Origin of the sequence: Exiguobacterium sp. s11 (assembly GCF_018619015.1) — a bacterium.
Taxonomy (GTDB): Bacteria; Bacillota; Bacilli; order Exiguobacteriales; family Exiguobacteriaceae; genus Exiguobacterium_A; species Exiguobacterium_A indicum.
This window is the reverse complement of record NZ_JACSNF010000006.1, coordinates 163389-179742: the sequence shown is the minus strand read 5'-3', so window position 1 is coordinate 179742 and position 16354 is coordinate 163389. Positions and strand designations below refer to the sequence as shown.

Annotated in this window: 14 protein-coding genes; 10 read left to right on the top strand and 4 right to left on the bottom strand. The window is 45.6% G+C overall.

The window, feature by feature from the left end; genetic code table 11:
* Positions 1–204: 204 nt before the first annotated feature.
* Positions 205–1059: a CvfB family protein gene (locus tag KNQ12_RS15870; RefSeq protein ID WP_023467275.1), complete on the bottom strand. Its 855-nt coding sequence runs from the start codon at positions 1057–1059 to the stop codon at positions 205–207.
* Between the two features lie 233 nt (positions 1060–1292).
* Here KNQ12_RS15870 and KNQ12_RS15865 point away from each other — a divergent pair, with 233 nt between their 5' ends.
* The 7 genes from KNQ12_RS15865 to KNQ12_RS15835 all read left to right on the top strand — a co-directional run bounded on the left by KNQ12_RS15865 (position 1293) and on the right by KNQ12_RS15835 (position 8677).
* Positions 1293–1460: a hypothetical protein gene (locus KNQ12_RS15865; protein WP_023467274.1), complete on the top strand. Its 168-nt coding sequence runs from the start codon at positions 1293–1295 to the stop codon at positions 1458–1460.
* 125 nt (positions 1461–1585) lie between these two features.
* Complete coding sequence (locus KNQ12_RS15860) at positions 1586–1891, top strand: hypothetical protein (RefSeq protein WP_023467273.1); 306 nt, start codon at positions 1586–1588, stop codon at positions 1889–1891.
* A gap of 38 nt (positions 1892–1929) precedes the next feature.
* Complete coding sequence (locus KNQ12_RS15855; RefSeq protein ID WP_023467272.1) at positions 1930–2187, top strand: hypothetical protein; 258 nt, start codon at positions 1930–1932, stop codon at positions 2185–2187.
* 77 nt (positions 2188–2264) lie between these two features.
* Complete coding sequence (locus tag KNQ12_RS15850) at positions 2265–2963, top strand: lysophospholipid acyltransferase family protein (RefSeq protein ID WP_058713981.1); 699 nt, start codon at positions 2265–2267, stop codon at positions 2961–2963.
* Positions 2964–2970: 7 nt separating this feature from the next.
* Positions 2971–4866 carry an ABC-F family ATP-binding cassette domain-containing protein gene (locus KNQ12_RS15845; protein WP_483298099.1) on the top strand — a complete coding sequence of 632 codons (1896 nt, stop codon included), beginning with the start codon at positions 2971–2973 and terminating at the stop codon, positions 4864–4866.
* A gap of 171 nt (positions 4867–5037) precedes the next feature.
* Positions 5038–6879, top strand: coding sequence for a diguanylate cyclase domain-containing protein (locus KNQ12_RS17260; protein WP_214749606.1), 1842 nt, complete (start codon positions 5038–5040; stop codon positions 6877–6879).
* A 10-nt stretch (positions 6880–6889) separates the two neighbouring features.
* Complete coding sequence (locus KNQ12_RS15835; RefSeq protein WP_214749610.1) at positions 6890–8677, top strand: GGDEF domain-containing protein; 1788 nt, start codon at positions 6890–6892, stop codon at positions 8675–8677.
* Between the two features lie 55 nt (positions 8678–8732).
* On the opposite strand, the gene KNQ12_RS15830 is transcribed toward KNQ12_RS15835, so the two are convergent.
* Genes KNQ12_RS15830 through KNQ12_RS15820 form a run of 3 tightly spaced genes read right to left on the bottom strand, consistent with a single transcriptional unit; the run spans position 8733 to position 11003 of the window.
* A complete protein-coding gene (locus KNQ12_RS15830; protein ID WP_023467267.1) occupies positions 8733–9377 on the bottom strand; it encodes a hypothetical protein in 645 nt (214 codons plus the stop codon).
* Positions 9374–10546 (bottom strand): DEAD/DEAH box helicase, encoded by a 1173-nt coding sequence (locus tag KNQ12_RS15825; protein ID WP_023467266.1) that lies wholly within the window; start codon positions 10544–10546, stop codon positions 9374–9376. The genes KNQ12_RS15830 and KNQ12_RS15825 overlap by 4 nt, the downstream gene beginning before the upstream one ends.
* A gap of 28 nt (positions 10547–10574) precedes the next feature.
* Complete coding sequence (locus KNQ12_RS15820; RefSeq protein WP_023467265.1) at positions 10575–11003, bottom strand: hypothetical protein; 429 nt, start codon at positions 11001–11003, stop codon at positions 10575–10577.
* A gap of 339 nt (positions 11004–11342) precedes the next feature.
* Between KNQ12_RS15820 and pflB the strand changes: the two genes are divergently transcribed.
* The 3 genes from pflB to abc-f all read left to right on the top strand — a co-directional run bounded on the left by pflB (position 11343) and on the right by abc-f (position 16321).
* Entirely contained in the window at positions 11343–13592 is a 2250-nt protein-coding gene (gene pflB / locus KNQ12_RS15815) for a formate C-acetyltransferase (RefSeq protein WP_058713985.1), read from the top strand.
* 34 nt (positions 13593–13626) lie between these two features.
* Positions 13627–14346 carry a pyruvate formate-lyase-activating protein gene (gene pflA, locus KNQ12_RS15810; protein WP_023467263.1) on the top strand — a complete coding sequence of 240 codons (720 nt, stop codon included), beginning with the start codon at positions 13627–13629 and terminating at the stop codon, positions 14344–14346.
* Positions 14347–14620: 274 nt separating this feature from the next.
* On the top strand, positions 14621–16321 hold the full coding sequence (abc-f, locus tag KNQ12_RS15805) for a ribosomal protection-like ABC-F family protein (protein WP_214749614.1): 1701 nt from the start codon (positions 14621–14623) through the stop codon (positions 16319–16321).
* The last annotated feature ends 33 nt before the right edge of the window (positions 16322–16354 follow it).

The following is a 16354-nucleotide window of genomic DNA, read 5'->3' as shown; positions in this document are numbered from 1 at the left end:
ATGTTTAGGGAAGTCACCATCATAATCGTTGCCATAAGGGCGAGGGAAAGGCGAAGTGCCCGGACCGTGCGATGTACGTCATCGCGTGCCCCCACTAGTGATGGGGTATATTCAGTAAATGGTCGCCGGTAATCAAACCAGCCGCAACCACCAAAATGATGAATTCCTTACTATCTATTCGAAACGCAGGCTTACTCGGTCTGATTATTTCGTCAACCGAATACCCGTTTCATTTTTTTCTATTTTTTTATCTTTCAACAGGCGACCGAGCGCTCGTTTGAATGCTGCCTTGCTGAGACCGAATACTTCATCGATCGTCTCGGGAGCTGTCTTATCACCATACGGCATCTGACCATCATGTTCAAGTAGATGGTTCAGAATCAACTCCGCGTCTGTATCAATGGCTTCAAAGGCACGTGGTCGTGCTGAAAGTAATACTGTACCATCTGGTTTTACATTTGTCACTCGTAATTTCAAGACTTCTCCAAGACGCGGCCAACGTTCCATCTCACGTTCATGCAAGAATCCGATCGATTGATCGTTGACCCAGACGTTAACGCCTGGTTCACGTTGTGAGAAGACGAGACCTTCGACGTCCATGTTGTTCCACTCCTCTGGAGCTGGCTTCGCACGTAAGTTGAAGTATGCATAAGGTGCAGGGTCTCCGAGTAACCGAAGCTTCTGATCATGTTTCAGACGAATGAAGAGTTGATCGCCTTCTTCTGGCCAGAACATCCGGCGCTGCGGCAAATCGTCGAGTGAGACGAGAACGTCTTTTTGAATACCGATATTCGCGAACACTCCTGTGTTATAGCGTGTTCCATTAATCGTCGTCTTGACATAGTCTTCAAATGAAGCTTCTGGAATCGTCATCGATGATGCTAGACGCCCTTCATTATCTTGATACAAGAAGACTTCTACCTCTTCATCGAGGGCTACTTTCCGTGTTTGTTCATTGTTATGCAACAACACGTCTTCATTTCCATCTGTCAGAAAAACTCCGAACTCTGCTTCGCGTTCTACTTTTAATGTGACAACCTGTCCTGCGCGTAATCCCATTTCGGGTCATCTCCTCTCTTTATTTGAATCGATTCCAGTCCTTGTGAATCGTTCTGCTGTTCTTTCCCTACCATACTATACTCTTTTTCCATTCATCTCTGATATCGACACAATGGTGACAGTTGTGACATATTTGTGAACGGAACACATTTGCGTGATTTTTTTGAAAAAAAGATATATGATTAAATAACAGGAAAAAGAAGGTTTAGTTTAGGTAAATATGGGGGATAAAAATGTTTCATAACATTCAATCGCGTTCGTTCGCACGACGCTTCACGAAAACATTGGTTTTTGCATTTTTCGCGTTCCTTGCTACGATTGGAATTGTCTTCGCAGAAGGATCGAACAGTACGGATATGACACCGAAGACACCAGCGCTTCAGCAAATCGACCGCCCTTAAAATCTACACCTTCCGTGTGGATTTTTTATTTTTTCCGGACATTTACAGGACGATAAAGGAAAATTGTGTTTGACCTCGAATTAAATGAACATGCCATCATTTTAATTTTTGAGGAGGAAACGGACGTGCTCTTCTACTTATTTACGACGATTACGGGTCTCATCACTACATACTTAAGTTTTGTTACCGGTTATTATACGAGTTCGATCGGTGTATTCGTCTTTACACTAGCGATTTGTCTGTCACTATCATCGATCCGCCAGTTGATCCGTACGTCCTATCTGACTTACATTGAATACATTCAACACCGTCGTGTCAAAAAACAGTACGAACGGATGAAGAAACGAGAACAATCTTATCAAATCGGCTATCCTCATCGAGATTCGAGTACACCACTTGCATTCTCCGCGACAGACCAGCATGATAAGTAAAGAACACGATTTCATCACCTAGGAGGAACAGATTCATTATGAACGAAATCCCTTTATCAAACGGTTGGACACTTCGCTACTCTCCTGTCATCGATTTATGGTTGAAGGAAGATGGCGTACTGCTCGTAGATCACGAAGATAAGGTCCGCTTGACTCTCATTTTGGATGAGGAAACGATGGAAATCAAACAGATCGACAATACGAACGCCACGTTCTCTGTTGATCCGACGACACGTCGCCTCACCTTTGAACTTGGAGAAAGCGAAGAGGAATCTGAGCCTCGTTACTGGGAATAATCACGCAGACTGGGTGCGACGCCCGGTCTTTTTTTGTACAATAACATCAGCAATGAAAAAGGAGCTGTCACTTCACCATGATCCGTACTGTCATTTGGTTCATTTATTTTGGACTTGTCTTACCCTGTACCTTACCGTTTTTACCAAGCGCAAAACGTCGAACGCATCTCGCGCGCTATGCATTCGTTCAGCGTGTAGCGAGCGTCTGGGCAAACTCTCTTCTCCGACTCGCTGGCGTTCGTGTCAACGTGACGGGACGTGAACATATCCCGGCAAATGAACCTGTCGTCTTCATCTCGAATCACCAAGGGAACTTCGATGTTCCGATCCTACTAGGAAAAATCGATAAACCGAAAGCATTCATCTCAAAAATCGAAGTGAATAAAATTCCGATCGTCAATGTTTGGATGAATCTGATGGGGTGTGTCATGATTGATCGAAAAGATCGACGCCAATCGCTGAAAGCAATCCGTTCTGGTGTCGACACGATCAAGGACGGACAATCAATGATCATCTTCCCGGAAGGAACACGCTCTAAAGGCGGTCCAATGGCGGAGTTCAAAGCGGGAAGCTTCACACTCGCGACATCAAGTGGTGCTCGTGTCGTACCCGTCGCAATTTCGGGGAGCTATCGCGTTATGGAGGAAACGGGTAAAATTCGCCCTGCCACGGTCGACGTTACGATCTTACCGTCGATTGATCCGAGTACGATGACACAGAAAGAACTCGTCCAAACAGTCGAACAGCAAATTAAACAGATTGTAGAAGGTGTCTAATATGTTAATGAAAGCAGAAAATCTTAAAAAAGAATTCGCTGATAAAATCGTCTTCGAAGATGTGACATTCTCCGTCTCACCTGGCGACCGGATTGGCATCATCGGTGTCAATGGTACCGGTAAGTCGACTCTCCTGCATATCTTGGCAGGTAAAGAGACGGCAGACGCTGGTACGATGCATCACCCGAATGATTATCGGATCCGCTTGCTATCGCAAACGACCGATTATCCGGAAGACCAAACGGTCATGGAAGTACTATTGTCTGGTGATACACCAACGATTAACGCCTTACGTCACTATGAAACGGCGCGTCTAGCACTCGAACAAGATCCGACGAGTGAAACGTTACTCAATCGCTTCATCACAGCTCAGACAGAAGTCGATGCTGCGCAAGCTTGGGACACGGAATCACGCTTAAAGATGATTTTAAACAAACTCGGTATCCTCGACTTGAACGCGTTGATCGGCTCGCTTTCCGGAGGACAACGCAAGCGTGTCGGACTCGCTGAAGCTTTACTTGACGAAGCCGATCTTCTCCTGCTCGATGAGCCGACGAACGAACTCGATGCTGAGACGATCAGTTGGCTTGAGACTCAAATCAAGGAATACCGTGGTGCGATTCTACTGATTACCCATGATCGCTATTTCTTGAATCGTGTGACGAATCATATGATGGAAATCGCGAACGGTACAGCTTATTTCTATGTCGGAAACTATGAATCGTTTCTTGAGAAACGTGCCGAACGTCGTGAACGGACGGCTTCTATGGAAGAAAAACGTCAAAACATCCTCCGTCGCGAACTCGCCTGGTTGCGTCGCGGAGCAAAGGCGCGGACGACGAAACAAAAAGCGCGGATCCAGCGCGTGGATGCTTTACAAGACCTCTCATACGAGGAAGAAGAATCAACACTCGAAGTACAGGTCGGTTCGACCCGTCTTGGTAAAAAAGTCATCGAAGCGCATGATGTCTCTCATCGATTTGGTGAACGGACCCTTTTTGAATCGTTTAACGCTTTGATTGGACGGAAAGAACGGTATGGCATCGTAGGACGAAACGGGAGTGGAAAATCAACACTTCTTTCAATACTTGCGCAACGCTTAGAACCAACAACCGGTGAAATCATTCACGGCGAAACGGTGAAGATCGGCTTTTATGGGCAATTTGCCGAATTCACGCATCCCGAACGCCGTGTCATCGATGAGGTCGAACGAATCGCAAAAGTCATCACGACACTCGCTGGTGAGGAGATCACGGCAAGTCAGATGCTCGAACAGTTTCTCTTTAAACCGGAAGCCCAATATAAACAAATCGGTAAGCTGTCCGGTGGCGAAAAACGACGTCTGAAATTGTTGACGATTTTGATGGAAGAACCAAACGTCCTCTTCCTTGATGAGCCGACGAACGACTTGGATACTGAGACGTTATCCGTCCTCGAAGATTATTTAGAATCATTCCCAGGCACCGTCATCACGGTCAGCCACGATCGCTACTTCCTCGACCGGGTCGTCAATCGCTTGATTGCATTTGAAGACGGGAATGTCGTCTTTTATTATGGACAATATACAGACTATCTTGAGCAAATGACAGCACCCGTTCCATCAATCGTTGTTGAAAAGACGGTTGAGGTTGCTACAGCACCAAAGATAGAGACGCCAAAAAAACTAAGTTATCAGGAACAACAAGATTGGGCAATCATTGAACAACAAATCGAAGAAAGTGAGACAGAACTGGAGCAATTAGAAGCCGAACTTGCTTCGGCAGGAAGCGATCTTGGTAAAGTCAATGAACTGTATCAAGCCATTGAAAAAACGAAAGCGATGCTTGATGAACGGATGGAGTATTGGACGTACCTTTCTGAAAAAATCGAGGCATTTGAAAACTATCGTCAATCTAATCAATAATTTCGATAAGCGGAGTTCTTCCTTAAAGAAGAACCCCGCTTTTTTCATGAAATGGGAATCACCTCTTATTTTCATTTTAAATCTGAAAATAAATGTGAATTCAAACTAAATATCGGGTAATGTTATAGCATATTTCGTTTTTATGGAAGGCTTGCGAAAGGAGGAGTTCCGGTGAAACGGATCGTTCAAAACATCTACCCTACCGTCGCATTCTACTTAGTTGTCACGTACACCCTGCTCTGGCTATTACCACAAGATCGCTCGTTACAACTTTCAGCGATCATTAGTCTAGTCGGTTCTTTCGTCATTTTCCTACTTAGTCAATCGAAGGCTTTCAAACAATCTTCCATTCCATATAAATGGTTATCGGTCGCCTTTTTCTCGTATTTTCTAGGCGATTTCCTCAATATGATTGGTCGTCTTTTTCAATGGAACGCTGTTAACCTGAACGTCTTACTGGATTTGCCTTACACGGTTCATTTAACGATGATAGTCATCTTCTTATTTCGGCAGTTGGATTTGACTTTGTTTCAAAAACAAAAATTATTGATTCTTGATTCTTTAACATTGTTCACTGTATCGATGATTGCTGGATACATCGCTATTTTCCGCTTTGTCCCCTCTTATACGCGAACGGTGCTCGAGCAAATCAGTTGGACCTTCTATGCCTTCTTGACGATTCTGTTGACGCTGTTCTTTTTCTTACTTTATGCTTCTGGACTAAAGCGAAACGTATCGAGATTAGGATTCCTCTTTCTCGTACTCGGAACGTTCGTGCTCGGTATGACGAACTTTATTTTTTATACGTTGTTATTGAACGGTGAACCGCGAATAGCTGGTTTATTGCTTCCGCTATACCCACTCAGCGGACTCTTCATCCTTGCCTTCATGAATACTCGCGCTCTTCCCATCAGTCATGAACAACAAGCAACTCTTATTCGGGTCGAAACACTTACGCGTTCCTTGATGTCGTACATCTTATTATCTGTACTGATTCTCTATATTACATTCTTCCCTGTCTCCCAAACCTTCTTCTCACTTTCCGTCGGCATTACGTTTTTATTATTTTTAACACGACAGCTTTTTTCATATCAGGAAAATCTGCGGTTGTTACAGGAAACAACAGCACTGCAAACGAATCTAGAAGACATCGTCTATCAAAAGACAGCACTCTTACAGTTACGCGAAAAAGAACTAACGTCGCTTTTTCTATCTTATCCAGAAGTTGTTCTTGAAATCGATGCTACGTATCAGATTCGATCTGTCAATCCAGCTGCTGTCGAAGCTGGATGGAGCGATTTACCGCTCGGACCGAGCCAACGGCTACAACTCGATCGACTCATTCCATTACTTCAACAAGCGCAGCTGATTTATCCCTCTCATTTGCTACATGTACCGGCCACGGAGGAACATCCGGAAATCTTTTTGAATACGACAATCATCGATATCCCGGATCACCAACGCTATTTCGTCATCTTGGCGGATATCACGGAAGATTATCAACAGGAAGTATGGCTAGAACGTATGGGGTACCATGATTCGCTCACGCATTTGCCAAACCGACGTTACTTCGAGGAACAACTTTATCTAACTCTGCCGACGTTAGAATACGGCTCCTTACTATTCATTGATTTAGACGGTTTCAAACAAATCAATGACACTTATGGGCATGATGTTGGTGACCTCGTGTTACAAGAGACGGCGAGCCGCCTTCAATCGATGACGACGTCAACTGATCTCGTTGCACGTCTTGGAGGAGATGAGTTCTTGATCTTCATTCAGGCATCTGCTTCGGAAACACGTCAGTTTGCCGAACACGTTCTCGAAGTTCTAAATCATCCGTTCTATATTCAGACACATACGCTTCAAGTCACACCATCAATCGGAATTTCCTTATACCCTGAAGATGGTAAAAGCTCAGAACAATTATTGATTCGAGCAGATGAAGCCATGTACCATATTAAGAAGACCGAAAAAAACAATTTTTTGTTCGCTACTCAAATTAAACGTTAGGAGGGAGTCCATGCTTAAATCGAACTATTTCATCCGTTGGTTTCCTGCCATGCTCGTCATGTCTTTTGCTCTAATGATCCTTGCCACATGGACCCCTTCCATCTCTAATCGGATCGTTGAACAAGTACTACAGTATGCCTCTCTTGGATTGATTGCTTATTTTATTCTTACTGCTTATCGTAAGGAACAAGCATTAGTCGTACCAAGACGAAAATTCTGGCTGATCGCTTTAGGATCACTAGTTTTATCCTGTATCGGTTCCGTTCTTGAGACATTACATTTCTTCAATCCAGACTTTCCAGTTTCATCTATTTATAGCCTAATTTTATTTTCAATATCCCATTACGTATTCTTATACGCGATTTTTTACCGAATCATCACAAAACGGACACTCGGACAACACGTACTCGCTTTCGTCGATGCCGCGATCATCGTCGTTTTCATTGGACTTGTCGCGTTTCACGTCCTCAATGAATTGACGAATCCTGGACTGCAAACTGTTCCTTATGCCATCATCGTCATCACGAATACATCACTCGGTTTATTCGTTTTCTTCTATTTCACGTTCATCCAAGAAACCCATTGGGTATCAAGGATGGCATTGTTCTTATTGTTTTTATCCATTTTTATTCGCGGTATCTACGAAGTCTCAAGTGTTTATTTCCCGGACTTCTCAGCGAATTATCTATTGTTTTTCCCGATCTTGATCCGTTTGGTGCAAAGTGCAGCTATTCTATGGCATATTGATCATATCGAAGAAGGAACCACTCGAACGACGGTCATTCCCCGTTCCTGGCTCCCTCTACTGGCCGTTCCTTTATTCATTCATTACATGGTGGAACGAGAAGGCGGAAAACTCGATATCTTTATCATTTTAGTTTTACTAATCATTCGACAAATCTTGATTGCTCGTCAGCATGGGTTGATCGTCGCACAATTACACGAACGGAATGAACAACTCGCTTCACGCATCGAACATCGAAAACAACAAATTAAAGATAGCGAACAGCAAGTCATCCCACTCTTTCTCGGTCACCCTGATCCGATGATTCGACTCGATCAATCCGGAACGGCACTATACGCGAACTTAGCTGCCCAACGTCTGTTTCATTTACCCGACATGACGATTGAACATATTCCTCGTACGATGCGTCACCTATTAGAAACACTTGAGACAGATATCGATGAGTATGAAGATGAACAACATAGACGATATGAGATCATTGATATTCCGATTCAAATTGCTGCCACCTCGAAGGGACGTTTCACGATTTTACATGACGTCACTGAACGAAAGCTCCGGCAAAAACGGATCGAATACCACGCCTACCATGACGCCTTGACAAGTATCGGAAACCGTCGTTCGTTAGAGCGAGATTTTTCGAATCATCTCCTCGAGATGAATTATCTTGCGGTAGTCGATTTAGACGGTTTTAAGCAAGTCAATGATACGTATGGTCATGAAGCAGGTGATTACGTATTGATCGAGGTCGCGAAACGATTGAGCGAGCATACGAATTCTTTAGAACAGGTGTATCGACTGGGTGGAGATGAGTTCGCGATCCTCTTACACGCCGATGATGAACTGTCCTTACGTCGAAAATGTAAATCCTTCTTACACTTTTTAAGACGTCCTTACGTCTATAAAGGACAATCCTTATTCGTTTCTGCAAGCATCGGTGTGACCGCGTGTCATAAAGCTGATCTTGAAACATGCTTAAAGCAAGCCGACCTTGCCATGTATCGCGTGAAACATCGGGATAAAAACGATGTCGCCCTATATCGAGCAGATTCTTGAAAAAAAACCTAGAACACATTGATCATAATCGGTCATGTGTCCTAGGTTTTTTCGATTATTCTTCTGGTCTCGGCGCAATGTTGCCTTCTTCGATATCGAGGAGTAAGTCGATCAATTCCGCACAAAACTCAGGGTACTGGCGAAGCAACGCGTCTTCTCCTACTTCATCCACGAAATCTGTCAACAAGGCGAGGACTTCTGGTACCAGTGCGCGCGCTACTTTCATGTAGGCAATCGCAAAGCGCCATTTCCCAGAAATGTAGAGCAGTTTTCCAATCAACAAATCACCTGGTTCGACTTCAATCTCAGACAAATCCGTTTGATACGTCTGTTTTGACATCAAATCAACGACACCATCCGCCTCGACTTGAAACAGCGAGGGCATCGGGTCCGCTAATCCACGCAAGGCACGATAGAGGCTAGGCGATAACTCTTCTTTGACCTGCTCAAGAAAACGACCGTGCGGCGTTTTTCCTTGATCATCCGTCTCATAGAAGATGGCCCAATCTACGAATAAGTCCCGGAACAACTCAGCATCTTTTAAATACCAACGTCCCTCCGTTGCAATCTCTTCTATGAAAGCGACCCAATCCGTACTACGTGCTGTCGCTGCTTCTTGATACATCTTCTTCAAGGCTGCATTCATTTCCGCTTCAGAAACCGTCGTCGGAAACGGAATTACTTTTCGATCGTTCTTCATTTCGATCGCCCTTTCCGGTGAGGAGTAGCCGGTCGTTTAATCGTCTGAGGTGCTGTGAATTCACGTTTTGGAATGACTTCCCCACGGTAAATTTCCATTGCTTCCATCTCGACGCCCATTTGCTTCGCAAGTGTTTTTAAGTGTTTTAAGTCTTGATCCGTAACAAGAGCAAGTACCATTCCGTTCGCATTTCCACGTCCCGTCCGACCTGAACGGTGTACGAAATCGTCAAGCGACTCCGGTAAATCGTAATGGACGACATGCGTGACTGCTTCGATATCTAGACCACGTGCCGCAAGACCTGTCGTGACGAGTAAAGGAAACTCTCCTTTTTTGTAAGAACGTAATGTCTCCATTCGCTCTCGTTTTCCTTTTTCAGCATCCAAAATCCGATATTTCAATGAGAATTTACTCAACTCACCATTTAATGGTCCGAGGAAGGAGCGGTTGTTGATGAATGTCAGCACTTTTGATCCTTGCATGTTCGCCAGGCGACGTAACAATTCCGGCTTCTGACGACGTGAAGTCTCCAAATAACCGAATGTCACTTGTGTGCTGACGGCACGCTCAACCCGAATCGTCTCAGGGTTGTTTGCAAGCGTCCGTCCCCATTCTGCTGTCCGTTCCGGCAATGTCGCGGAGACGAATGCTAACTGACGATCGCGTAGTGCACTGTTTGCGATTCGCGTCGCCGAGTCACTCATACCACTCTCATAGATTTGATCCGCTTCGTCCAAGACGATCAATTTCACCTTATGCATCTTTAGCTTCTTCGAATCGATCAACTCAACGAGACGCCCTGGCGTTCCGACGATGATTTGTGGTTTTTTCTTCAATCGTTCATATTGTCGTTTTAATTCAACACCACCAATGAATGCACCGGATTTGATACCACTTCCTTGAGCAAACAATTGAATGACTTGATGAATTTGCATGACGAGTTCCCGTGTTGGTGCCGTGATCACGACTTGCACGTGTGGTTCTTCTACTTCAATCTTTTCTAAAGCTGGAATGACATAAGCAAGCGTCTTCCCTGTTCCTGTTGGCGCTTCAGCCAGGACATCTTTTCCTTCGCGCAACAACGGAATCGCTTGTTCTTGAACAGGCATCAACTCGGTAAAGCGCGCCCGTTCCCATGCTTCCTGTAAAAATGGTTTTGTAAAGTTCATAACGATTTCTCCTACTCTCTTAATTCCATCATGCCGTTACGTATTCGACATGATCTCCTGATGCATCACGGTATCCCCGTAATGTCTGTGTATATTCATTTCCTGCGTCGAGCAATCGAATGTGGAATCGAATCTCGCTTTCACCGGCTTCTTCTTCTAAAATCTCGAATCCTTGGATGACACGATCCTGTAATTCTGCAGCGAGTGCCGGGTACTCCGCAAGACTCGCATACGTCGCTTTTACGTCAACCGGACGACGAACAAGCGCAATCCAATACGATTCATCATAGCCGATAAAGTCTTCATAATCAAAATCATCTTCAAATCGAATCCAGAATCCATCATTTTCGAATTCCGTGATCATTCCCGTTCGCGTTGAACCGTCCGATCCGATTTTCAGCGAGACCCAGTCTCCCGACTGATACTCTCCTTGTTGTGTTAATGATACATACTCCATTTGGCACACCTCCACGTTCTATATTCCCTTTTTCATTGTCAACGATACGTCTTAAAAATACAAGGCACCGTAGCGTGACATTCCTCACAGTTTCAACTGTTCTAGTGAATCTTTTTCAAATCAACTCATACAGTTTCCAAAAAACCTTGAATTAGCAATCTAAAACTGTTTTTTTAAAACTATTTTCATATGAATACAGAAATAAAGAAAGCCCGTCATATCAACGTTTGTCCACTTGTTAAAACATTCACATGAACGTAAAGGGAATCACCCCTTCCTTTTGTTACACTATTCACATAAGGAACTGATGATTAGCTCAATATTAAAGGAGTGGTATCCATGTTATTAGAAAAAACAAGTGCCTGGGCAAGCTTTACGTCTGGTGAATGGGTAAAGACGATCGATGTCGCAGACTTCATCCGACTCAATCGCACGGAATATACAGGAGATGATCACTTTTTAGTCGGTCCGACGCAAGCAACGGAACGTCTCTGGCAACAAATTCTACAGCTGACGAATGAAGAACGACAACGTGGTGGTGTATATGCCGTCGATGCTAAAACACCATCAACGATCCTCTCGCATGATGCAGGGTATCTGAATCGCTCACTTGAAAAAATCGTCGGTTTACAGACAGACGAACCGTTTAAACGTTCGATTCATCCGAACGGTGGGATTCGGATGGTGAATGATGCCCTAGCTGCGTATGGCTTTGAAGCAGACGAGACCGTCACGAAAACTTTCAGCGAGTACCGGAAGACACATAACCAAGGGGTTTTCGATGCCTATACCCCTGAAATGCGCGCTGCACGTAAAGCCGGTATTATCACCGGATTACCTGATGCTTATGGTCGCGGACGGATCATCGGTGACTATCGTCGTGTTGCTTTGTACGGAACGGCACGCTTGATCGAAGAACGTAAGAAGGATTTAAAGGCACGTGGCGGGTTCTTATCTGAATCGATGATTCGCGACCGTGAAGAGATGAATGAACAGTTGCGCGCATTAACGGAATTGACCGAGCTTGGAGCTCGCTATGGTTTCGATCTCTCCCGCCCTGCAGAAACAGCACAAGAAGCATTCCAGTGGGTCTATCTTGCCTATCTTGCTGCCATCAAAGAGCAAAACGGGGCAGCCATGTCACTCGGTCGAGTCTCGACGTTCCTTGATATTTATGTCGAACGTGATCTTGCGGCTGGTCGCTTGACGGAAGAGACTGCACAAGAACTCGTCGATCATTTCGTCATGAAGCTTCGGATCGTTAAGTTCTTACGGACACCAGACTACAACGATCTATTCTCAGGTGATCCGACGTGGGTAACGGAATCAATCGGTGGAATGAGTGAAGATGGACGATCAAACGTCACGAAAAGTTCATTCCGCTTCTTACACACTCTCTCGACACTTGGTCCGGCACCGGAACCGAATCTAACCGTTCTCTGGTCTACTCAGCTTCCACGCGGATTCAAGGAATTCTGTGCGAAGATGTCGATCGTTTCAAGCTCGATTCAATATGAAAACGATGATTTGATGTTACCGGTTTATGGAGATGATTACGGCATCGCTTGTTGTGTCTCCGCGATGAAGATCGGGAAACAGATGCAGTTCTTCGGTGCGCGAGCAAACCTGGCAAAAGCATTACTTTATACGATCAATGGCGGAATGGACGAGAAGCTCAAAATCCAAGTCGCCCCAGCAAGTCCATTGATGCTTGATGAAGTACTCGATTACGAAACCGTCATGGCGGCTTATGATCGTCAACTCGATTGGCTCGCAGAACTGTACGTCAACACACTGAATGTCATCCACTACATGCATGATAAGTACAGCTACGAACGGATTGAGATGGCTTTACATGATCCAGAAATCTTACGGACGATGGCATGCGGTATCGCTGGTTTATCGGTCGTCGCTGACAGTCTATCTGCCATCCGTTACGCAACAGTTCGTCCAATCCGAGATGCGGATGGGATTGCAGTTGATTTCAAGATCGAAGGCGAGTTTCCGAAGTTCGGGAATAACGATGAACGGGTAGATCAGATGGCGGTCGATCTCGTCACACTGTTCATGGAGAAAATCCGTAAACATCCAACGTATCGCAATGCCCTTCCGACGCAGTCTGTCCTGACGATTACTTCAAACGTCGTCTACGGTAAAAAAACAGGAAATACGCCAGATGGACGCCGTGCGGGTGAACCATTCGCACCTGGTGCTAACCCGATGCATGGACGTGACACTAGAGGAGCTGTCGCCGCACTGACATCTGTCGGAAAATTACCATATGAACATGCGCTCGACGGGATTTCCTACACGTTCTCGATCGTGCCAAAAGCACTTGGTAAGGATGAAGCCACACGCATTCGCAATACAGTCGGATTACTTGACGGATATATGGGTGGTACGACTTCAAAAGGACACCATTTGAATGTCAACGTCTTTGACCGTGAGACGTTACTCGATGCCATGGAGCATCCAGAACAATATCCACAGTTAACGATTCGGGTATCCGGTTATGCAGTCAACTTCATTAAACTGACGCGTGAACAACAGATCGATGTCATCAATCGAACGTTCCACGGTTCTCTCTAAAATGATGTGTAGTATGTGAAAGGAAGTGAGCAGGATGACCTATGGTATGATCCATTCCGTTGAATCATGTGGAACAGTCGATGGTCCTGGCATTCGATTCATCGTCTTTACGCAAGGATGTCCACTACGATGTCAATACTGTCATAACGTGGATACATGGGAGTTCGGTTGCGGACGGCGTGTCTCAGCAGACGAAGTCGTAAAAGAAGCGATCAGCTATCGCTCCTTTTTCGAGGCCACGGGTGGCGGAATCACCTTCTCTGGAGGTGAACCGCTCGCTCAGCCAGAATTCTTGGAGGCTGCTTTAACAGAAGCAAAACGCCATGGACTGCATACGGTCATCGATACCGCGGGATCCGTCGTCCCGAAAAACATCGATGCGATTCTCGATGCGACGGATCTAGTACTACTCGATATCAAACATATCGACGATGCCGCTTGTCGCGTCTTGACTGGACGGAGTAACGCCAATACACTCGCCTTCGCAAAACGCCTAGCCGAGCGAAACATTCCCGTCTGGATTCGCCACGTCCTCGTTCCAGGTATTACGATGTCAGAACATTTCCTCCGTCAGACCGGCGAGTTCATCCGGACGCTCGGAAACGTCGAGCGCGTCGAAGTACTCCCTTATCATCAACTCGGTGTCTATAAGTGGGAAAACCTCGGTCTCGCATATCCGTTAACTGATGTGCTTCCCCCTTCATCAGAAGAAACGGATACTGCGCAAACCTTACTTGAATCGTACTTGTGTTAACGTTTCCATTTTGTTACAATGACGGCATAGACTATGAACAGGAGGTACAACACCGAAATGAAGCAATCACTCGTACACGTCGCTTGATGAATGAAATCATCTCTTTCGCAATGCAGTTGCGGATGTCTGACGCTACGAGTCTGCTCTTTTTCGGTGTGACCAACCTCTGGCCAGCACCTTCTTTGAGTTACACTCCGGCACACCATCCGCTCGCTTCGGATGGTGTGTTTTTCATTTCATCTTATCGGAAATGAACACTAAAGGAGCTGCTTTTATGCCTACTGAAACACTTACGATCCAACACCTATCGATGGACTACGACGAACGACGCCTTTTCTCGGACGTTTCTTTTCATATTCATACCGGTGAACATGTCGCCTTAATCGGTCCGAACGGCATCGGAAAAACGACACTGTTACACTTGATCGCTGACCAACTTCAGCCGACTGACGGTTCGATCAAGCGTCATTACAAAAAACTCGGTCTACTATCACAACACTTCGTAGCGGGCGATCACACCGTTCTTGATGTCGTCGAACGAGCGGATGCGGTTCGTTATCAACTTCGCGCTAATGCTATGAATGGTGACTTGACGATCTATCAACAAGCACTCGATCAGGACGCCTTCTCGCTTGAAGCAGATGCAGCACGCGTCTTAAAAGAAGTCAAATTAGAGGAAGCACTCTGGACACACAAAGCATCCAGTCTAAGCGGTGGTGAACAGACGCGCCTCCAACTTGCCTGCCTGCTTCTGTCACGACCTGATTTCATCATTCTCGATGAACCGACGAATCATCTGGATCAAGAGACGCTCGAGTGGCTCACGGAATGGGTCAACATGTCACGGACCTCGATTCTCTACGTCTCACACGAACGATTCTTCATCGACGCAACAGCTGATGCCGTCATTGAATTATCTGAATCAGGGGCAACGCGATACAGCGGAAACTATCAGTCCTATAAAGAACAAAAGGAACATCAAGCTCTGTCGCAACAACGAGCGTACGAAAAACAAGAACGCACCCGCAAAGAGCTGACACGCATGATTCAAGGATACCGGCAATGGCATCAAAAAGCCTCGAATCAAGCGAGTGAACGGGATCCGTATGCGAAAAAGAAGGCTGCTAAACATGCGACGAAGGTCAAGGCAAAAGAGCAGCAACTCGAGCGTCTACTCGAGGATCGTGTACAAAAACCACAAGTTGCACCGACTGTTCACGTCGCATTCGAACATGAAGCGATTCGTGCGAAACGACTGATTTCGTTCGAACGTGTCTCGTTTAGGCATGAGACGAAACCGATCCTAAAGGATGTTTCGTTTACGGTAGAACGTGGCGACCGAATTGCTGTCATCGGACCGAATGGAAGCGGGAAAACGACCTTACTGCGTCTCATCGAGGGCGAATATGTTCCTCATCAAGGGAACATAATCCGTCATCCTCGATTGAAGACCGGCTATTTTTCACAAGCCCTTTCCCACTTACCGACATCAGGTACGTTGTTAGAGGCATTACTTGAGTACGGCACGATGAGTGAGACGGACGCCCGGACGTTGCTCGCCTGTTTTTTATTCCGTCGCGATGATGTTTACCGGTCGATTTCCGACGCCAGTATGGGTGAAAAATGTCGGATCGCTTTCTTACGCCTGTATTTTTCTGGTGCTCACTTGCTTATTCTCGATGAACCAACGAACTATTTGGACCTTGCGACTCGTGAACAAATCGAAGCCGCCCTCGATGTTTTCCCTGGTGAGCTCCTCTTCGTCTCTCACGATCGTTATTTTACCGATCGGCTGTCGAATCGGACGTTTGATTTAACGACTGGATTCAACGATCATCCGGTCGGAACGGCCACGGTACGAAACGCGCGCCGAAGTGACCCTGAAGCGATTCAATCCGACTTACATCGTCTTGATACTTTGACGGGTAACGTGCCGTTCCATACAGAACCAAATGAATTCCTTTCAAAAGAATAACGAGAAAAAAGCATCTGCATAGAAAAAGAGACT

Excerpts from the sequence above, each read along its gene's own strand:
- pflA (WP_023467263.1), top strand. The coding sequence starts at position 13,627 with ATGACCTATGGTATGATCCATTCCGTTGAATCATGTGGAACAGTCGAT.
- pflB (WP_058713985.1), top strand. The coding sequence starts at position 11,343 with ATGTTATTAGAAAAAACAAGTGCCTGGGCAAGCTTTACGTCTGGTGAA.
- KNQ12_RS15870 (WP_023467275.1), bottom strand. The coding sequence starts at position 1,059 with ATGGGATTACGCGCAGGACAGGTTGTCACATTAAAAGTAGAACGCGAA.
- KNQ12_RS15820 (WP_023467265.1), bottom strand. The coding sequence starts at position 11,003 with ATGGAGTATGTATCATTAACACAACAAGGAGAGTATCAGTCGGGAGAC.
- KNQ12_RS15825 (WP_023467266.1), bottom strand. The coding sequence starts at position 10,546 with ATGAACTTTACAAAACCATTTTTACAGGAAGCATGGGAACGGGCGCGC.
- abc-f (WP_214749614.1), top strand. The coding sequence starts at position 14,621 with ATGCCTACTGAAACACTTACGATCCAACACCTATCGATGGACTACGAC.
- KNQ12_RS15865 (WP_023467274.1), top strand. The coding sequence starts at position 1,293 with ATGTTTCATAACATTCAATCGCGTTCGTTCGCACGACGCTTCACGAAA.
- KNQ12_RS15830 (WP_023467267.1), bottom strand. The coding sequence starts at position 9,377 with ATGAAGAACGATCGAAAAGTAATTCCGTTTCCGACGACGGTTTCTGAA.
- KNQ12_RS15850 (WP_058713981.1), top strand. The coding sequence starts at position 2,265 with ATGATCCGTACTGTCATTTGGTTCATTTATTTTGGACTTGTCTTACCC.
- KNQ12_RS15835 (WP_214749610.1), top strand. The coding sequence starts at position 6,890 with ATGCTTAAATCGAACTATTTCATCCGTTGGTTTCCTGCCATGCTCGTC.
- KNQ12_RS15855 (WP_023467272.1), top strand. The coding sequence starts at position 1,930 with ATGAACGAAATCCCTTTATCAAACGGTTGGACACTTCGCTACTCTCCT.
- KNQ12_RS15845 (WP_483298099.1), top strand. The coding sequence starts at position 2,971 with ATGAAAGCAGAAAATCTTAAAAAAGAATTCGCTGATAAAATCGTCTTC.